This window comes from Stenotrophomonas sp. YJH_SMC_91 (assembly GCF_059368495.1).
In genome coordinates this window covers 37,738-52,743 of the sequence record NZ_JCAFRT010000005.1, presented here as the reverse complement: position 1 = coordinate 52,743, position 15,006 = coordinate 37,738, and the positions used below count along the sequence as shown (strand labels likewise).

13 protein-coding genes are annotated in these 15,006 nt (G+C 69.0%); 6 read left to right on the top strand and 7 right to left on the bottom strand.

The features are described from left to right. Nucleotides 1–20: 20 nt before the first annotated feature. Both dprA and AC5P5X_RS08705 read right to left on the bottom strand, forming a co-directional pair. The gene (gene dprA / locus AC5P5X_RS08710) at nt 21–1,148 is read right to left on the bottom strand and encodes a DNA-processing protein DprA (RefSeq protein ID WP_005414605.1); all 1,128 of its coding nucleotides are present in this window, start codon (nt 1,146–1,148) and stop codon (nt 21–23) included. Nucleotides 1,149–1,314: 166 nt separating this feature from the next. Further along, nucleotides 1,315–2,448, bottom strand: coding sequence for a LysM peptidoglycan-binding domain-containing protein (locus AC5P5X_RS08705; protein ID WP_005414604.1), 1,134 nt, complete (start codon nt 2,446–2,448; stop codon nt 1,315–1,317). A gap of 126 nt (nt 2,449–2,574) precedes the next feature. On the opposite strand from AC5P5X_RS08705, the gene def reads away from it, so the two are divergent. From def to AC5P5X_RS08680, 5 genes are all read left to right on the top strand, one after another. Continuing rightward, the gene (gene def, locus AC5P5X_RS08700) at nt 2,575–3,087 is read left to right on the top strand and encodes a peptide deformylase (protein WP_005411192.1); all 513 of its coding nucleotides are present in this window, start codon (nt 2,575–2,577) and stop codon (nt 3,085–3,087) included. Nucleotides 3,088–3,207: 120 nt separating this feature from the next. Beyond that, nucleotides 3,208–4,131 (top strand): methionyl-tRNA formyltransferase, encoded by a 924-nt coding sequence (fmt, locus tag AC5P5X_RS08695; RefSeq protein WP_495215961.1) that lies wholly within the window; start codon nt 3,208–3,210, stop codon nt 4,129–4,131. Between the two features lie 3 nt (nt 4,132–4,134). Further along, the gene (gene rsmB, locus AC5P5X_RS08690) at nt 4,135–5,466 is read left to right on the top strand and encodes a 16S rRNA (cytosine(967)-C(5))-methyltransferase RsmB (RefSeq protein ID WP_059035547.1); all 1,332 of its coding nucleotides are present in this window, start codon (nt 4,135–4,137) and stop codon (nt 5,464–5,466) included. A 24-nt stretch (nt 5,467–5,490) separates the two neighbouring features. Beyond that, nucleotides 5,491–7,212, top strand: a complete 1,722-nt coding sequence (locus AC5P5X_RS08685) for an ArnT family glycosyltransferase (protein ID WP_111118259.1) — start codon at nt 5,491–5,493, stop codon at nt 7,210–7,212. Between the two features lie 117 nt (nt 7,213–7,329). Continuing rightward, entirely contained in the window at nt 7,330–8,619 is a 1,290-nt protein-coding gene (locus AC5P5X_RS08680; protein ID WP_005411188.1) for an O-antigen ligase family protein, read from the top strand. Here AC5P5X_RS08680 and AC5P5X_RS08675 read toward each other — a convergent pair. Together AC5P5X_RS08675 and AC5P5X_RS08670 are read right to left on the bottom strand one after the other, a co-directional pair. Beyond that, complete coding sequence (locus AC5P5X_RS08675; RefSeq protein WP_065183215.1) at nt 8,592–9,713, bottom strand: glycosyltransferase family 4 protein; 1,122 nt, start codon at nt 9,711–9,713, stop codon at nt 8,592–8,594. The genes AC5P5X_RS08680 and AC5P5X_RS08675 overlap by 28 nt on opposite strands. 43 nt (nt 9,714–9,756) lie before the next feature. Beyond that, a complete protein-coding gene (locus AC5P5X_RS08670) occupies nt 9,757–10,575 on the bottom strand; it encodes a glycosyltransferase family 2 protein (protein WP_065183214.1) in 819 nt (272 codons plus the stop codon). Between AC5P5X_RS08670 and AC5P5X_RS08665 the strand changes: the two genes are divergently transcribed. Further along, entirely contained in the window at nt 10,574–11,632 is a 1,059-nt protein-coding gene (locus tag AC5P5X_RS08665) for a CDP-glycerol glycerophosphotransferase family protein (RefSeq protein ID WP_495215959.1), read from the top strand. The two genes, AC5P5X_RS08670 and AC5P5X_RS08665, sit on opposite strands and share 2 nt — an antisense overlap. A gap of 114 nt (nt 11,633–11,746) precedes the next feature. Here AC5P5X_RS08665 and AC5P5X_RS08660 read toward each other — a convergent pair whose 3' ends face one another. The 3 genes from AC5P5X_RS08660 to ribA form a co-directional block, all read right to left on the bottom strand. Next, the gene (locus tag AC5P5X_RS08660) at nt 11,747–13,285 is read right to left on the bottom strand and encodes a PH domain-containing protein (RefSeq protein WP_111188953.1); all 1,539 of its coding nucleotides are present in this window, start codon (nt 13,283–13,285) and stop codon (nt 11,747–11,749) included. Next, nucleotides 13,282–13,782: a PH domain-containing protein gene (locus AC5P5X_RS08655; protein WP_005411183.1), complete on the bottom strand. Its 501-nt coding sequence runs from the start codon at nt 13,780–13,782 to the stop codon at nt 13,282–13,284. The genes AC5P5X_RS08660 and AC5P5X_RS08655 overlap by 4 nt, the downstream gene beginning before the upstream one ends. Before the next feature lie 75 nt (nt 13,783–13,857). After that, nucleotides 13,858–14,994, bottom strand: coding sequence for a GTP cyclohydrolase II RibA (gene ribA / locus AC5P5X_RS08650; RefSeq protein ID WP_033834003.1), 1,137 nt, complete (start codon nt 14,992–14,994; stop codon nt 13,858–13,860). Between the last annotated feature and the right edge of the window lie 12 nt (nt 14,995–15,006).

The following is a 15,006-nucleotide window of genomic DNA, read 5'->3' as shown; positions in this document are numbered from 1 at the left end:
ACGCTGTGGAGGTGAAGAAACTAGGGAGTTCGACAGTAGCGGCCGTGTACGCACACCACGATTCCCGCCAGTTCCATGGCCAGCAGCATGGAGGACACCTGGGGCGCCGTCAATCCACAGCGTGTGATCAGTGAATCCATACTGCTTGGGTCGTGGTCCAGGGCCCGCCACAAGCACTGGTAGTCAGGGTCGTCGGCCCAGCGCGCCGGCAGGAGCGCCGGCGGTGCCTGTTCAGTGGGGGTGCCCAGCCGTGATTGCAAGCCCGGCAGCTGCTGGCGAAGGGCAGGGGCCAGCAGTTCCAGCACTTCCTCGGGGCGCTCGACCAGTGCGGCCCCTTCACGGATCAGCCGGTGGCAGCCCGCTGCGCGTGGGTTGAGTACCGAGCCGGGCAGGGCACAGACTTCACGGCCCGCCTCGGCAGCCAGCCGTGCGGTGATCAGGGCGCCGGAGCGTTGCGCGGCCTCGACCACCACCGTCGCCAGCGCCAGCCCGGCCACCAGGCGGTTGCGCGCGGGGAAGTGGCCCGGGCGTGCCGGTGTGCCGGGCAGGTACTCGCTGAGCACCGCGCCCCCGGCGGCGATCCGCCCCTGCAACCGTTGGTGGCTGTCCGGATAGGCCCGATCAGGGCCGGTTCCGATCACCGCCACGGTGCAGCCGCCTGCCTCCAGTGTGGCCAGGTGGGCGGCCGCGTCGATGCCGGCCGCCAGGCCACTGGTTACGGCCAGTCCGGCCTCGACGAAGCAGCCGGCAAAGCGCGCGGCCAGCGCGCGTCCTCCCGGGGTTGGCGAGCGGCTGCCGACCAGCGCCACCGAGGGGCGCCAGGCCAGGCTCGGATCGCCCGCCACGAACAGCGCCAGTGGCGGGTTCGGGACGTCCAGCAGGGGCGGCGGAAAGGCCGCATCGGCGAAGGACAGCAGATGGTGGTCGTCGTCTTCCAGCCAGTGCCGCGCCACGGTCCAGGCGCGGGCGTCGGGGTGTTCCAGTGCAGCGCACTGCTCTGGCGTGCAACCGTGCGCGCGCCAGTTCGCGGCGCCCTGCGCGATCGCGGTCTGCGCGCTGCCCGCGGCCTGCAGCAGGGACCGCCGTGGCGCCAGCGCGCCGCCTGCCATCACCAGGCGCAGCAGCGCCTCATCAGCTTGCTTGGTCATTCCCCCACTATCGAGCGCATGCAACAAAGGCGCCCTAGGGCGCCTTCGCATGTGGCTGTCAGGTTTTGCCGGAGACCGCCCCTGTAGAGTCGACTGTCAGTCGACTACCGCGCGCAGCGCGGGCGCTTTCGGGGGGCGGTGAAGAGCAGTCGACCAACAGTCGACTCTACCGCGCGTCCGGGTGCAGCGCGTTGTACCCCACGCGCACCGGCTTCACGCCCTGCATCACCAGCGCGTAGCTGACATTGTCGAAGGTGCGGAACACCATGGCATGCGCCGCGTACTCGTCCGGCAGCGAGACCCGGCCGGCGCCGGTGCTGAGCGAATCGTCCGTGCGCGACGAGTTCGGGTACTTCATGCGGTGCGCCACATGGCGGCCCGGGCGCCACAGCGAGAACACGGTTCCATTGTCCACGCCCTGCGTGCGACCAGCCGAGATCGCGATCACGTCGCGGGGGCCGCCGGCAGTGAACATGTCGGTGACGGCCAGCACGCGTACGTCGACGCCCTCGACGCCTGCGGCGGGGACATGGGGCACGAACTGCAGGTCGTACGGCCTGGCCTCGATGGGCACCAGGCGGTCGCCGGCACGCACCTCACGGCCGCCTTCGTTCTTGTCCAGCACCAGGGTGGACGCCTCGACCTTGCCTCCGGCGACATGGGTGATGGTGCCGGTGGCGACCTGGGCCAGCTCATAGCCGAGCACGCCGCGGCGGTGGTTGGGTGCGCTGTAGGCGCGCCACAGGTTGCCGCTGCCCGGGGTGACGTCGCCGTTGGCGGTCAGGTCCTCGGTCGGCTTGGGCTGGGCGTAGCGCACGGTCGGGCGGACAACCGCCCAGCGCTGGCCTACCTGGGCGTCAGCCAGGCGCACATAGACGGCGTGGCCGCTGGTGGCACGCAGGCGTTCCTCTTCCAGGCCGGCCACGTAGGGCAGCTGCTCGATGCTGTCGACCACGCTCAGCTGCTTCAGGAACGGCTCGACCTGGGCCAGCGGAATGGCGTCGATCGGGGCCTCCTGGCGTGGGCCGGGCCGGGCCGCCACGGTCACCCGGTCCAGGTAGGCCAGGCTCAGGACGTCACCGGGATAGATCAGGTGCGGATTGGCGATCTGCGGATTGGCCTGCCAGATCTCCGGCCACAGCCACGGCTTCTGCAGGAAACGTGCGGCGATATCCCACAACGTATCCCCTTTTCGGACCACATAGGTGTCCGGGTGCCCGCCATTCACTTCCACGGCGGTAGCATAGGCAGCCACGGTCAGCATCGCCGCGGCGACGACCGTACGAAAACGAAGCAACATAGGTGTGAAGCCCTGATTCCCCAACAGGTCCGCGCACTATAGTCCAGAAACCGGGGCGCAAGGCAAGCGTTGGAGCTAGAATCTGCGACGTATGCCGGCGTGCCGGCCCCCTATCCGGAAACAGCCATGGCCCTTCTCCCCATTCTCGAGTTCCCCGATCCGCGCCTGCGTACCAAGGCCGCGTTGATCGAAGCTGCCGAAGTCACCACGCCGGCCTTCCAGGAACTGATCGACAACATGTTCCTGACCATGTACGACGCCCCGGGCATCGGCCTTGCCGCCACCCAGGTGGACGTGCACAAGCGCTTCATGGTCATCGACGTCAGCGAAGAAAAGAATGAACCGCATGTGTTCATCAATCCGGAAATCGTCGCCAAGGACGGGGGCCGGGTGTACCAGGAGGGCTGCCTGTCGGTTCCGGGCATCTTCGCCGACGTGACCCGTGCCGACACCATCACCGTCAAGTACCTGGATCGCAACGGCCAGGAACAGCAGATGGAGGCTGGTGACGTGCTGGCCACCTGCATCCAGCACGAGATGGATCACCTGGACGGCAAGCTGTTCATCGACTATCTGTCGCCGCTCAAGCGCGAGATGGTGCGCAAGAAGCTGGCCAAGCAGCGCAAGCACGTGGCGTGATCGCCAATCCGGGCCACCCTTCGGGTGGCCCGGGCCTGCGCGGCTCGCGCGGGCTCTACGGCGCCGGCCGACGGCGCCGTTTTCTTTCCTGCACGAATCCATCCTGCAAGTGGGGTAGCCATGAGGATTGTCTTTGCCGGTACGCCGGAATTCGCGGTGTCGTCGCTGCGCGCGGCTGCGCGCCACCATGAGGTCGTGGCCGTCTATACCCAGCCTGATCGCCCGGCCGGCCGAGGCCGTGGCCTGGCGCCTTCGCCGGTCAAGCTCGAAGCCGTGGCCCGTGGCATTCCGGTCTACCAGCCGGAGTCGCTGAAGGACGCGGCCGCCCAGCAGCAGTTGCGCGACCTGCAGCCGGACCTGATGGTGGTGGTGGCCTATGGCCTGATCCTGCCCAAGGCGGTACTGGCCATCCCGACCCATGGCTGCTGGAACGTGCATGCCTCGCTGCTGCCGCGCTGGCGCGGCGCTGCGCCGATCCAGCGTGCGATCCAGGCTGGTGACGCGAAGGCCGGGGTGTGCCTGATGCAGATGGAGGCTGGCCTGGATACCGGCCCGGTGCTGCTGCACCAGGAGCTGCCGATCGCCGCCACCGATACCGGCGGCCAGCTGCACGACAAGCTGGCCGAGCTTGGTGCCCAGGTGTTGTCTGATGGCCTGGGCCTGCTGCGCGCGGGCATCAAGCCGATCGCGCGACCGCAGCCGGAACAGGGCGTGACGTACGCGCACAAGCTGGACAAGGCCGAAGCCAGGCTGGACTGGGCGCAGGACGCCGACGCGCTGGCGCGTACCGTGCGCGCGTTCAATCCGTGGCCGATCGCCGAGGCAACGCTGGCTGGCGAACGCGTGCGCATCCATGGTGCGGTGGCACTGGAGGCAGACCACGGCCAGGCGCCGGGCACCGTGCTGGCCGCCGGCCGCGACGGCATCGACATTGCCTGTGGCCAGGGCGCGCTGCGCCTGCGCGTGCTGCAGCGTGAAGGCGGCAAGGCGATCACCGCTGCCGATTACCTCAACGCTCGCCGCGACCTGCGCGTGGGGGCATAAGCGGTGTCCAAGCAGAACGATTTCTCCGTCGCCAAGGCGGCACCGGGCGCGGCCACGCGCATGCTGGCCGCACGCGTGCTGGCACAGGTGTTCACCCGTGGCCGTTCGCTGAAGGCCGAACTGGCCTGGGCGCTGCCGAAGCTGGCCGACAGCCGCGACCGCGCGCTGCTGGAAGCCCTGTGTTTCGCTGTGCTGCGCCGTCGCAGCACCTATGACGCGGCCTTGCAGGCCTGGATGCAGAAGCCGCTGTCGGCGCGCGATGCCGACCTGCGCACGCTGCTGATGGTCGGTTTCGCCCAGCTGGACGTGCTCGAACTGCCTGCGCACGCAGCGCTTTCGGCTACGGTCGATGCGGCGCGCGCGCTGGGCCGTGAGCGCCAGGCAGGCCTGGTCAACGCGATCCTGCGCCGCGCCCAGCGCGAGGGGTTCCCCGAGCAGCCTGCGCGCGACGCCTTCCCGGAATGGTTGGCTGATGCGATCGAACGCGACTGGCCGGCGCAGGCCGAAGCGATCTTCAGCGCCAGCCTGCAACCCGCGCCCTTGTGGCTGCGTGCCAACCGCCAGCACGGCGGTCGCGACAAGGCCCTGGCGACGCTGGCCGAGGCCGGCATTGCCGCTGAAGCCACTGCACTGTGCGCCGATGCGTTGCGCCTGGCGACCCCCGTTGCCGTGAACCAGCTGCCGGGCTTCGGCGATGGTGCACTGTCGGTGCAGGACCTGTCGGCGCAATGCGCGGCCGATGCGCTGGCACCCGCGACCGGTGCCCGCGTGCTGGATGCCTGCGCGGCACCCGGCGGCAAATCGGCGCATCTGCTGGAGCGTGACCCGAGCCTGCGCCTGCTGGCGCTGGATATCGACGCGCGCCGTCTGGCCCGGGCACGTGACACTTACACCCGCACCGGTGTGGGCGAGCATGCGCAGACCCTGGTCGCCGATGCCAGCGATCCCGGTTCGTGGTGGGACGGCGTGCCGTTCGACGCGATCCTGCTGGATGCGCCATGTTCGGCCACGGGCGTGATCCGCCGCCAGCCGGATGTGATGTTCCACCGTCGCGCCGAGGACGTCGATGCACTGGTGGGCGTGCAGGCGCGCCTGCTGGAAGCCTGCTGGTCGATGCTGCGCCCCGGCGGCGTGTTGCTGTACGCCACCTGCTCGATCCTGCGCGCCGAGAACATCGATCAGGTGCGTGCGTTCCTGAAGTGGCATCCGGACGCGGTGGCGCAGCCGCTGGGCGATGCGTTCGGCGTGGATTGCGAAGGCGTGGCACGCCAGCGACTGCCTGGTGACAACGATGCTGACGGTTTCTTCTACGCGCGTCTGATAAAAGCAGCCTGACCCCCCGCTGCCGTTTCGAGTCCCATGCTGAAGACCCACGCGTCGCGCCAGACGTGGTTGTTCGTGGTGGTGGCCCTGCTGGTGCTGGGGGCCGGGCTCGGTCTCCGCGATCCGTGGCCCTCTGACGAACCACGCTTCGCGCTGGTGGCCAGGCAGATGGTCGACAGCGGTTACTGGTTGTTCCCGCATCGCGGTAACGAGCTGTATTCGGACAAGCCGCCGATGCTGATGTGGTGGCAGGCCTCGCTGTATGGCCTGGTTGGCCACTGGCGCGTGGCCTTCCTGCTGCCCTCGCTGCTGGCCGCATTGGGCACGCTGTGGTGCGTGGTCGATCTGGGGCGCCGGCTGTGGACGCGGCAGGTCGGGCTCTGCGCGGGGTGGGCACTGCTGTTCGCGCTGCAGTTCACCTTCCAGGCGAAAAAGGCGCAGATCGATCCGCTGCTGGTGCTGTTCATCACCCTGGCCAACTATGGCCTGCTGCGCCACCTGCTGCTGGGCCCGGCCTGGCGCTGGTGGTGGCTGGGCTGGTTCTTTGCCGGTATCGGGGTGATCACCAAGGGCGTGGGCATGCTGGCGCTGCTGATGATCGTGCCGGCGGCCATCGCTGCAGCCCTGCAGTGGCCCCGCGTTTCCCTGCACGCACACGATGGCCGCTTCTGGCTGGCACCGCTGGCCTTCCTGCTGGCCATATCGCTGTGGCTGGCGCCGATGCTGCTGGCCGCGCTGGGCACCGGATCGGACGAGTACCGCGGCTACATCAACGACATCCTGGTGCGGCAGACGGCCCGCCGCTACACGCAGTCCTGGGACCATCACCAGCCGTGGTGGTACTTCTTCGGTGTCATGCCAACGATGTGGATACCCGCGTTCCTGCTGCTGCCGTGGGCGCTTCCGGCGTGGCGGCGGCGCCTGCGCCGACGTGACCCTCGCTACCTGCTGCCGCTGGCCTGGTGGTTGCTGGTCGTGCTGTTCTTCTCGATTCCCCAGGGCAAGCGCGATGTCTACATCCTGCCGGCGCTGCCGATGTTCTGCCTGGCGCTGGCACCGCTGCTGCCCGGGCTGCTGAAGCGACGGGATGTGCAGCGCGTGCTGGGAGGGTTTGCCGCGTTGCTGGCACTGGGATTGAGCCTGGTCGGGGCGCTCGCGTTGCTGGGTGATCCGCGCTTCGAGGTGAACCTTGCCCATGGACGCGGATTGCCGCCCGGCGCGACCGATGCACTGGCGTGGACGATCCTGGCGATGGGGCTCTGGGGTGGCTTGAGCCTGGTGGTGACCGGCTGGCGTCGAAGCCATCTGGCGCTGCTATCGACCCTGGCCGTGGCCTGGGTGCTTTATGGCCTGTTCGGCTACCCGTTGCTGAATGATTCAAGCTCTGCGCGTGGTCTGATGCGTGACGTCGGCGCGCGTCTCGGGCCCGGCGCGGAACTGGGGCTGGTGGCCTGGAAGGAACAGAATCTGCTGATGGCGGACCGCCGCGCGGCGACCTTTGGATTCGAGAACCGCTGGCATGAACAGCTGCAGGCGGCCGTGCGCTGGCAGCGCTTGTCCCCCCGGCATCGCTGGTTGCTGGTGAATGACGATGCCATGCAGGGGTGCATTGATCGTTCGCAGGCGCAGATGGCCGGCATATCCAACCGCCGTCGCTGGTGGCTGGTTCCCGCCGGGGCGGTGTCCGGGGCCTGCGTGCCTGACCTGAAGGAGCTCGAGCGCGAGTACCGGCTGCAGGGGCCACCGGATGCGGACTGAACGAATGAGCGACGGACATGGCCAGTCTGCGTCAACCAGCGGCCTGCTCTGTCCTAGAATGAGGGCCGCTCCCGGCACCGTGCCGGTCTATCGCCATCGACCTGCCGACCGCACCACGTGACTCCGCTTTCCTTGCCTACTTCCCGCACGACGGGCTTCCTGGCCGGCGCCTACGCCGTGGTGCTGGGGGCGTTGCCGACGCTGCTGATGATCACCATGGAGGGCGGCAGCGCGGGGTTCTACCTGGCGATCCTGCTGTCGATCGTCCTGCTGCTGGTGCCCTCGGCCGCTCCGCGCCTGCTGCCCGGTTCCGCCCGGCGCTATGCGTGGATGGGCATCGGCATGGGCGTGATGCTCGTCGGCGTGCTGATCAGCCTGGGCGTGCATGGCATCTGGAAGGGATCGGAGGTCGAAAAGGCCGCACGCCTGTTGTCGATGCTGCTGATCCTGTTCGCCGCGCTGCGGGTGCCGCGCAGGATCCTTGCGCGGGCGATGCTTGGCACCCTGCCTGCGGTGTGGTCGGCAGCAGCCATCATTGGCTGGTTGGCGCTGGAGACCGGCGTGCGGCCTGCCACCCAGCAGTTCAATGCGGTGACCTACGGCGACCTGACCCTGTTGTTCGGTGTGCTGAGCCTGATGTCGCTGGGCCTGCCGGTGACCCGTTTCACCCGCATCGAAGCCACGCTGAAACTGCTGACCGGCATCCTTGGCCTGGTCGCATTCCTGTGGACGCAGACCCGCGGTGGCCTGCTGGCGATTCCCTGCTTCCTGCTGATCGGCCTGCTGGTGATGGGGCGCCGGCTTGGCCGGATGAAGATCCTGCTGGGCCTGGTACTCGCGGCCGGCGTCGGCATCGTCGCCACCCATGATGGTGCGTTGCGCGATCGCATCGATGCGGGCGTGAGCGAGTATGGCGATTGCAGTGCCGACCACCTGGCAGATACCTCGGTCTGCATCCGCCTTCAGTTGTGGACCGCGGCTGGCTACATGATCCGCGAGCAGCCGGTGTTCGGTGTCGGTGGTGGTGACCGCTTCCGCCAGGAGCTGGAACGACTTGCCGGACAGGGAAAGGTGTCGGCGATGGTCGCGCGTGATTTCGGCGAGACCCACAACGACCTGCTGTATTTCCTGGCCACCTACGGCGTGCTGGGGGGGCTTGGCCTGGTGCTGGTGTACGTGGCCCCGGCGCTGGTGTTCGTGCCACGCCTGTGGCGTGGCGACGAACGGTCGCGGTTGCATGCCGCGGCAGGGTTGAGCATCTGCGTGGCATTCGCCGTCTTCGGGGTTACCGAAATGATGCTGCGTGACATGCGGACCGCCTCGTTCTATGCCGCCTGGGTTGCCCTGCTGCTGGCCCTGTCCGAGCCGCGCCGGTCAGATCAGGCTGAGGCCAGCACCGCTTCGTAGCTGGCCAGGGTCGCCCCGGCGAAGGTCTGCAGGCCGAACTCACGCTCTGCATGGCGGCGGGCGGCCATGCCCATCGCCGGCAGCGCCTGGCGTTGTTCATACATTGCCTGCACCTGTGCGGCGATGGCGGCCACGTTGCGGGTGGGCACGACCCAGCCGTCGACTCCCTGCTCGATGTTTTCCGGCAGCCCCGCGTAGTCGCTGACCAGCATCGGCCTGGCGCTGGCCATCATTTCGCGGCAGGCGAAGGAAATTGTCTCGATGTCGTTGGACAGCACGAAGCCGACATCGCCGGCGGCGATCAGTGGGCGCGTATCGGCCAGCAGTCCGGTGAAGTGGACCTGCGCGGCGACATCGCCGAGGGCCTGCACCTGCGCGCGTTGCTGCGCGTTGGGCAGGTGACCTGCGACCGCCATGTGTACGTGCGGCCGGATCGCGTCGGGGAGCAGGGCAATGGCCTGCGCAAGGTCGATCCAGCCCTTGTAGTCATCGGTGCCGGCGTTGCTGACCAGCAGCAGCGCATCCGGGTCCTGCGTCCATTGCTGCCGCATTGCCTGGCCGGCGTCGGCCGGCAGCGGCGCGAAGCGGTCCAGGTCGACGCCGTTGCGGACCACATCGATCGGGCAGCGCCGGTACGGGCCCTGCTCCAGCAGGCGCCCGGTGTGTGCCGAAACCGCAATCACGCGGTCGGTGGCCCAGCGGGCCCTGAAGGCATTGCCAAGCGTACGGGTGGGCTTGCTGTTGTGCTTGGTCAGGATGATCGGCGGGCGGCGCATGCCGAGCAGTCCCTGCATCACGAAGCGGTGATCACGCGCACCGTTGACGTGGACCAGGTCGATGCCCTCGTCCCGCACCAGCCGGCGCAGCGCATGCTGTTCGGCCAGTTGTCGTGGCAAGGTCGGCAGGCCGCTGCCAAAGGCCATCGGCAGCGGGGTGGCGATTCCTTCCTCGGCCACCGTGCGCAGCAGGCGGCTGTCGGCGGGGGCTGCGACATGGACCGTGTGCTGGCCATGCAGGGCGCGCGCCAGGGACACGATGTACGTGGTGTGGCCGCCACCGTCGCCATAGTGGAAGTTGGTGTACAGGATTTTCATGGGGGATCTTCAGGCAACGCGCGGCAAGTGTGACACAGCCGGCTCAGGGCCGTTCCACAGGGGCTGGAGGATCGGCCACCGCCTGGCCGTTGCCCAGCATCCACAGCATGATGGTCTTCTGCCGTACGTAGTTGGCACGCACATAGGCATAGACCAGGCCGTGCCAGCCGTCGCGGAAGCCGCCGCGGAACAGGAAGCCACGCCAGAACCGCCAGGCCGGGGCCAGCACCAGCTTGCCCAGCGTGGCGCGCTTGCCACGCGCGAACTCGTGCTCGGCCATCATCCGCGCATACTTCTCGGTCTTGGCCAGCTGCTGCTGCAACGATCGATAGGGATAGTGGATGAGATCGCCGCGCAGGGTGCCGACGCTGCCGTCGACGCTGGCCGCCTCGTGGATCTCGCGCTTGCCGCGCCAGCCGCCCTGGCGGCGGTCGAACAGGCGCATCACCCGGTCCGGGTAGGCATTGCCGTGGCGCAGGAACCTGCCAAAGTACTCAGACAGGCGGGCGAAGCGGTAGCCGGCGTGGCCGGCGAAGCCGCCGTCACGGGCCTGTTCGATGGCCGCACGCAGCTCGGGGCTGATGCGCTCGTCGGCATCCAGGCACAGTACCCAGTCGTGGCTGGCCTGCTCGACGCAGAACGCCTTCTGGCTGCGGAAGCCCTCGAACCGACGCTGCAGCACGCGGGCACCGGCAGCCTCGGCGATGGCCACGGTCGCATCGGTGGACTGCGAGTCCACCACCACGATCTCATCGCAGAAGGCCAGCGAGGCCAGGCAGTCGCCGATGCGCCCGGCCTCGTTGAACGCGATAATGCACGCCGTGATGCGAGGCCGTTCGATGGGAGCGGTCGTGGAGGACATGATGGCCGGGTACCTGTTGTTTGCGACGGAGCGCTATGCGCTGCCTATTCTCGCCCCGTTGGCGCAGGCGTTGCACGCGTCCGGGCAGGAGGTTGCGGCCTGGTTCGAAGGCGGCGCGGCCGGCAGCAGCCTGCCGGGGGTGGCCAACGTCGGCCTGAAGCAGGCCCTGGCAATGCGCCCGCGGGCGGTGTTCAGCGCGGCGAACTGGGTGCCGACCTTCCTTTCGGGGGCCAAGGTGCAGCTGTTCCATGGCTTCAATGTGGAAAAGCGCGACAGCGCGCGCGGCCACTTCCGGGTGCGCGGCATGTTCGACCTGTACTGCACGCAGGGGCCGGCCACCACCACACCGTTCCGCGAGATCGCGGCCCAGCAGGGCCATTTCGCGGTGGCCGAGACCGGCTGGCCGAAGCTGGACCCGCTGTTCCGCGATGACGGTGGCGAGAGCGCCGCACTGCGCGCGCCGGCCGGCGATCGCCCGGTGATCCTGTTTGGTTCCACCTTCACCGAGCGGCTGAGTGCGGCACCGCACCTGCATGCGCAGATCGCCGCCGATATCGCTGCCGGTGGGCGCTACTGGCTGCTGACCCTGCATCCCAAATGTCCGCCGGAACTGTTCGAGCGCTACCGCGCGCTGGCCGGTGCCAATGCCCGCTTCATCGAGCCGGAGCAGGTGATGGCCGCGCAGCGCGCCGCCGATGTGCTGGTGTCGGACACCTCGTCGATCGTTTCGGAGTTCATCGTCCAGCACAAGCCGGTGGTGACCTTCCGCAACCGCGTGCCGAAGCCGCACATGATTGATTTCGACGACCCGGCACAGCTGCCGGCGATGCTGCAGCGCGCGCTGCATCCGGATGCCGCGCTGCAGGCGGAAATCGTGCGTTACGCCGATGCCATCCATCCGTACCGCGACGGCCTGTCCAGCGAGCGGGTAATCGCGGCCACCGAGGAGTTCCTGTCCGGTGAAATGGGTGCGCTGCGCCGCAAGCCTCTCGGCAGCTGGGTGCGCGATCTGCAGATCCGAAGGGACCTGGGCTATTGGGGCCCCTCGCAGCGATGATGCCTCGCTGACCCTGCTCGCGGTCGTGCCGGCCGCTGGCCGGCAAACCGGGGGATGTGCAGTTGCCGGCCAGCGGCCGGCACGACCCGATTCAGGCCGGGATCCGACCCCGCATCACCAGCGCAGTTTGCGCCGCGCCAGCGTGGCCGCCAGTTGATCCATCGCCTGCTGTGCCTGTGCCTGCGGCAGATGGTGCAGGGTGAGTGCCACGTCGCCATGCGCACCGGCGGTGTCCAGTTGCAGGCTGCTGGTGCCCAGCACCTTGTCCAGCGGTGAACGCTGCAGGCGCAGGCCCTGCACCTTGTCCAGCTCGGCCCAGCGCCACCAGCGTTTCCACCAGCCGCCGCGCACGGCCACATAGTGCTCGTCCAGATACCAGCCCATGCGTGCCATCTGCCGGTGTGCGACCAACAACGCCACCGGCAGCCAGGCCAGCACGACCAGGCCCCATGGGCCCCAGCGCCAGTACGCGGCGGCGGCCAGCAGCGGCACCAGCAGCAGCGCGCCCAGGCACAGCCGCCACCAGCCACGTTGCGGGATGGACTGCCATTGCGCCGGTGGCCAGTGCAGCTGGGGGAGCAGGTGCTGCACCAGTTGCGTGCAATGCTCGCGGGTTGCCAGCGGCGCCAGTTCGCGCAGGGCGCGGTCCTCATCACGCGAAGGGCCACCGGCGGCACTGTCGATGCGCAGCTGGCGCAGCCCGAACCAGCGCTGCAGGGTGCCTTCGCGCAGCGTCCAGGCCTGGATGCGGCGACGTGCCACGCTGCTGCGGGTGCGGCTGAGCATCCCGGCCGACACCGTCAGGCGGCGGTCCTGCTCGACGAGGGTGAAGCCGTGGTAACGCAACAGGGTCAGTACCACCGACAGCACGCGCAGCGCCAGCCAGCCCAGCAGCAGGGCCGCCGCCGCCAGCAGCAACGCGCCGGTCACGCCGGGATGCAGGTGGCTGGCATAGCCGAAGGCTTCGCGGCCGCCGCGCTGGATGGCATCGTCCATCACCGGCCGCGGCACTGTCTGGAACAGGACGCCGAACGCGGCGACTGCCAGTGCCCAGCCGCGGTTGGAGAGCAGTCCCATGCGCACCACGTCCCAGCTGGACAGTCGCAGCAGTACGCGTTCGCTGTCGACGTCGGCAATGGGCGGTGCATCGACGGCGTCGTTGGCCTGCGGCGCCTGCCCGCGCTGGCGGACCAGCCGTTCCAGCGCCAGTGCCTGGTCCAGCTTCAGTACCCGCATCTCCGCTTCAGGGCGCACACCGCCGGCCGATTCCAGGCGCAGCTCGGCCACGCCGAACAGGCGGTGCAGCGGGTTCTGCCGCACTTCCACGTTGTGGATGCGGGCGAACGGGATCTCGCGGCGGTTGCGCGCCAACAGGCCACTGCGCACGGTGATCGCATCGCTGCCGATGCGGTAGCGGTAGCTGAGGTACTGCATCACCGACACCAGGACCAGGGCGGCAATTGCCGTCAGCGGAATCAGCTGCGCCCACATCGGATCGCGGTCGCCGCGCTGGCCGAACACCAGCAGCGCGGCCAGTGGCAGGAAGTAGTGGCGCAGCTGCATCAGCAGCACGAACAGCCACGACCACGGGTGCAGGCGGTGGTCCTCGGTACCGGTGGGCGGCGGTGCAGGCAGGGGCGGCGGCAGGCTCACAGGGCGTCGGCGTCCTGGTCGAGCTGGTGGGACAGGGTGTCGCGCAGGCGCTCGGCATCCGCCTCGTCCAGGCCGCTCACGGTCACCGCGCTCATGCGGGTGCCTGCGGTGTGCACGATCAGCGTGGCCAGGCCGGCACGGCGCTCCAGCGGGCCCCGGCGCAGATCGAGATGCTGCACTCGCGACAGGGGAATGCGCGTCTCCAGCTGCCACATGAGGTCGCGGCGCAGGCCCAGGCCCTGTGCGTCCAGCCGCCAACGGGTGCGGACCAGGCGTCGACGGCCCAGCCACGCACCAAAAGCCACACCCATCAGCAGCCCGGCTGCAGCGGTCCACAGGCCACCGGGCAGATCGAAGAACCACGCTGCCGCCGCCAGTGGCAGGCCCGGGACGAACAGGCCGCCAAAGGCACCTTCCAGTGCGGCCAGGCGGGCTGCGCGTTGCGGCAGTGACTGCCAGTCGGTGGCGGGTGGTGCAGGAATCGTGGCGTCGGTCACGCGGGCTCCGTCAGGCAGCAGGGCGGGCGGTAGCGGCCGTGGCCGCACCGCGCAGACGGTAGCAGGTCGGCTGCGTTACTGGGCAGCCTGGATCAGCGCATCGACATCCAGCAGGTGGCCGGCACGGTCGGCCTTGGTGCGCAGGTAGTTCTCGTTCTCGGCAGTGATCTCGCCGGTGACCGGAATGCAGTCCAGCACTTCGATGCCGGCATTGCGCAGGCGCTGTGCCTTGGTCGGGTTGTTGCTGAGCAGCGCCACGCGCGAAATGCCCAGGCCACGCAGCATCGCCACCGCGCTGCCGTAGCGCCGCTCGTCGGCACCGAAGCCCAGCTGCGCATCGGCGTCGATGGTATCCAGGCCGTCGTGCTGGTAGCCATAGGCGCGCATCTTGGCGGCGATGCCGGTGCCGCGGCCTTCCTGGTCCAGGTACAGCAGCACGCCACCACCCAGGTCCTTCAGCTTGCGCAGGCCACGCCGCAGCTGGTCGCCGCAGTCGCACTTGAGTGAACCGAACAGATCGCCGGTCAGGCACGAAGAATGCACGCGTACCGGCACCACTGCCGACAGGTCCGGCTCGCCGACGATGATCGCGACCTGGTCGCGCTGCGCCACGCCGCCGCGGAAGACTGCAAAGGTGGTCATGCCGACGTCGCGCAGCGGAACCGGCGAACGCGCCACCAGTTCGTAGTCGTGGGCCGCATGTGCTGCGCCTTCGGCCAGGTCGCACAGGGCCACCTCGGCCGCACCGTCGAAAGTGTGGTCATCGACGTCCAGGCGCACCGCGACCATCGCTGGCAGCAGCAGACCCAGGCGGGCAAGCTCCACCGCGCCGGCATCGAAGGCGTCGCCGGCGCTCCAACTTTCGGGCATCGGCCCGGGTTCGCGCAGGTAGCCCAGCGAGGGCAGGGCCTCGAAGGCCACGCCGCTCAGCGGCAGGCGCGCGCCCTGTGGTGCCTCCACGCCGAGCACGCGGGCGCGGGTGGCGGTCAGGAACAGGTAATGGCGCTCGCGGGCGGCAGCGGCGAAGGCGGCGAAGCTGCTGGTCGTGGCGCTGTCCAGCGCGATCACCGCCAGGCGCTGGCCCTGGCCATCGTGGAGCAGCACCGGGCGACCGGCGCGCAGTTCGGCCACCGCGCGTTCGCAGCGGATCGCGGCCGGATCGCCGAACAGGGAAGAAGCAGCAGGCATGGCAGGACCGGGGGAGGCGGACATCGCAGTCTCTAT

Excerpts from the sequence above, each read along its gene's own strand:
- dprA (WP_005414605.1), bottom strand. The coding sequence starts at position 1,148 with ATGACCAAGCAAGCTGATGAGGCGCTGCTGCGCCTGGTGATGGCAGGC.
- AC5P5X_RS08705 (WP_005414604.1), bottom strand. The coding sequence starts at position 2,448 with ATGTTGCTTCGTTTTCGTACGGTCGTCGCCGCGGCGATGCTGACCGTG.
- def (WP_005411192.1), top strand. The coding sequence starts at position 2,575 with ATGGCCCTTCTCCCCATTCTCGAGTTCCCCGATCCGCGCCTGCGTACC.
- fmt (WP_495215961.1), top strand. The coding sequence starts at position 3,208 with ATGAGGATTGTCTTTGCCGGTACGCCGGAATTCGCGGTGTCGTCGCTG.
- AC5P5X_RS08685 (WP_111118259.1), top strand. The coding sequence starts at position 5,491 with ATGCTGAAGACCCACGCGTCGCGCCAGACGTGGTTGTTCGTGGTGGTG.
- AC5P5X_RS08675 (WP_065183215.1), bottom strand. The coding sequence starts at position 9,713 with ATGAAAATCCTGTACACCAACTTCCACTATGGCGACGGTGGCGGCCAC.
- AC5P5X_RS08665 (WP_495215959.1), top strand. The coding sequence starts at position 10,574 with ATGATGGCCGGGTACCTGTTGTTTGCGACGGAGCGCTATGCGCTGCCT.
- AC5P5X_RS08670 (WP_065183214.1), bottom strand. The coding sequence starts at position 10,575 with ATGTCCTCCACGACCGCTCCCATCGAACGGCCTCGCATCACGGCGTGC.
- ribA (WP_033834003.1), bottom strand. The coding sequence starts at position 14,994 with ATGTCCGCCTCCCCCGGTCCTGCCATGCCTGCTGCTTCTTCCCTGTTC.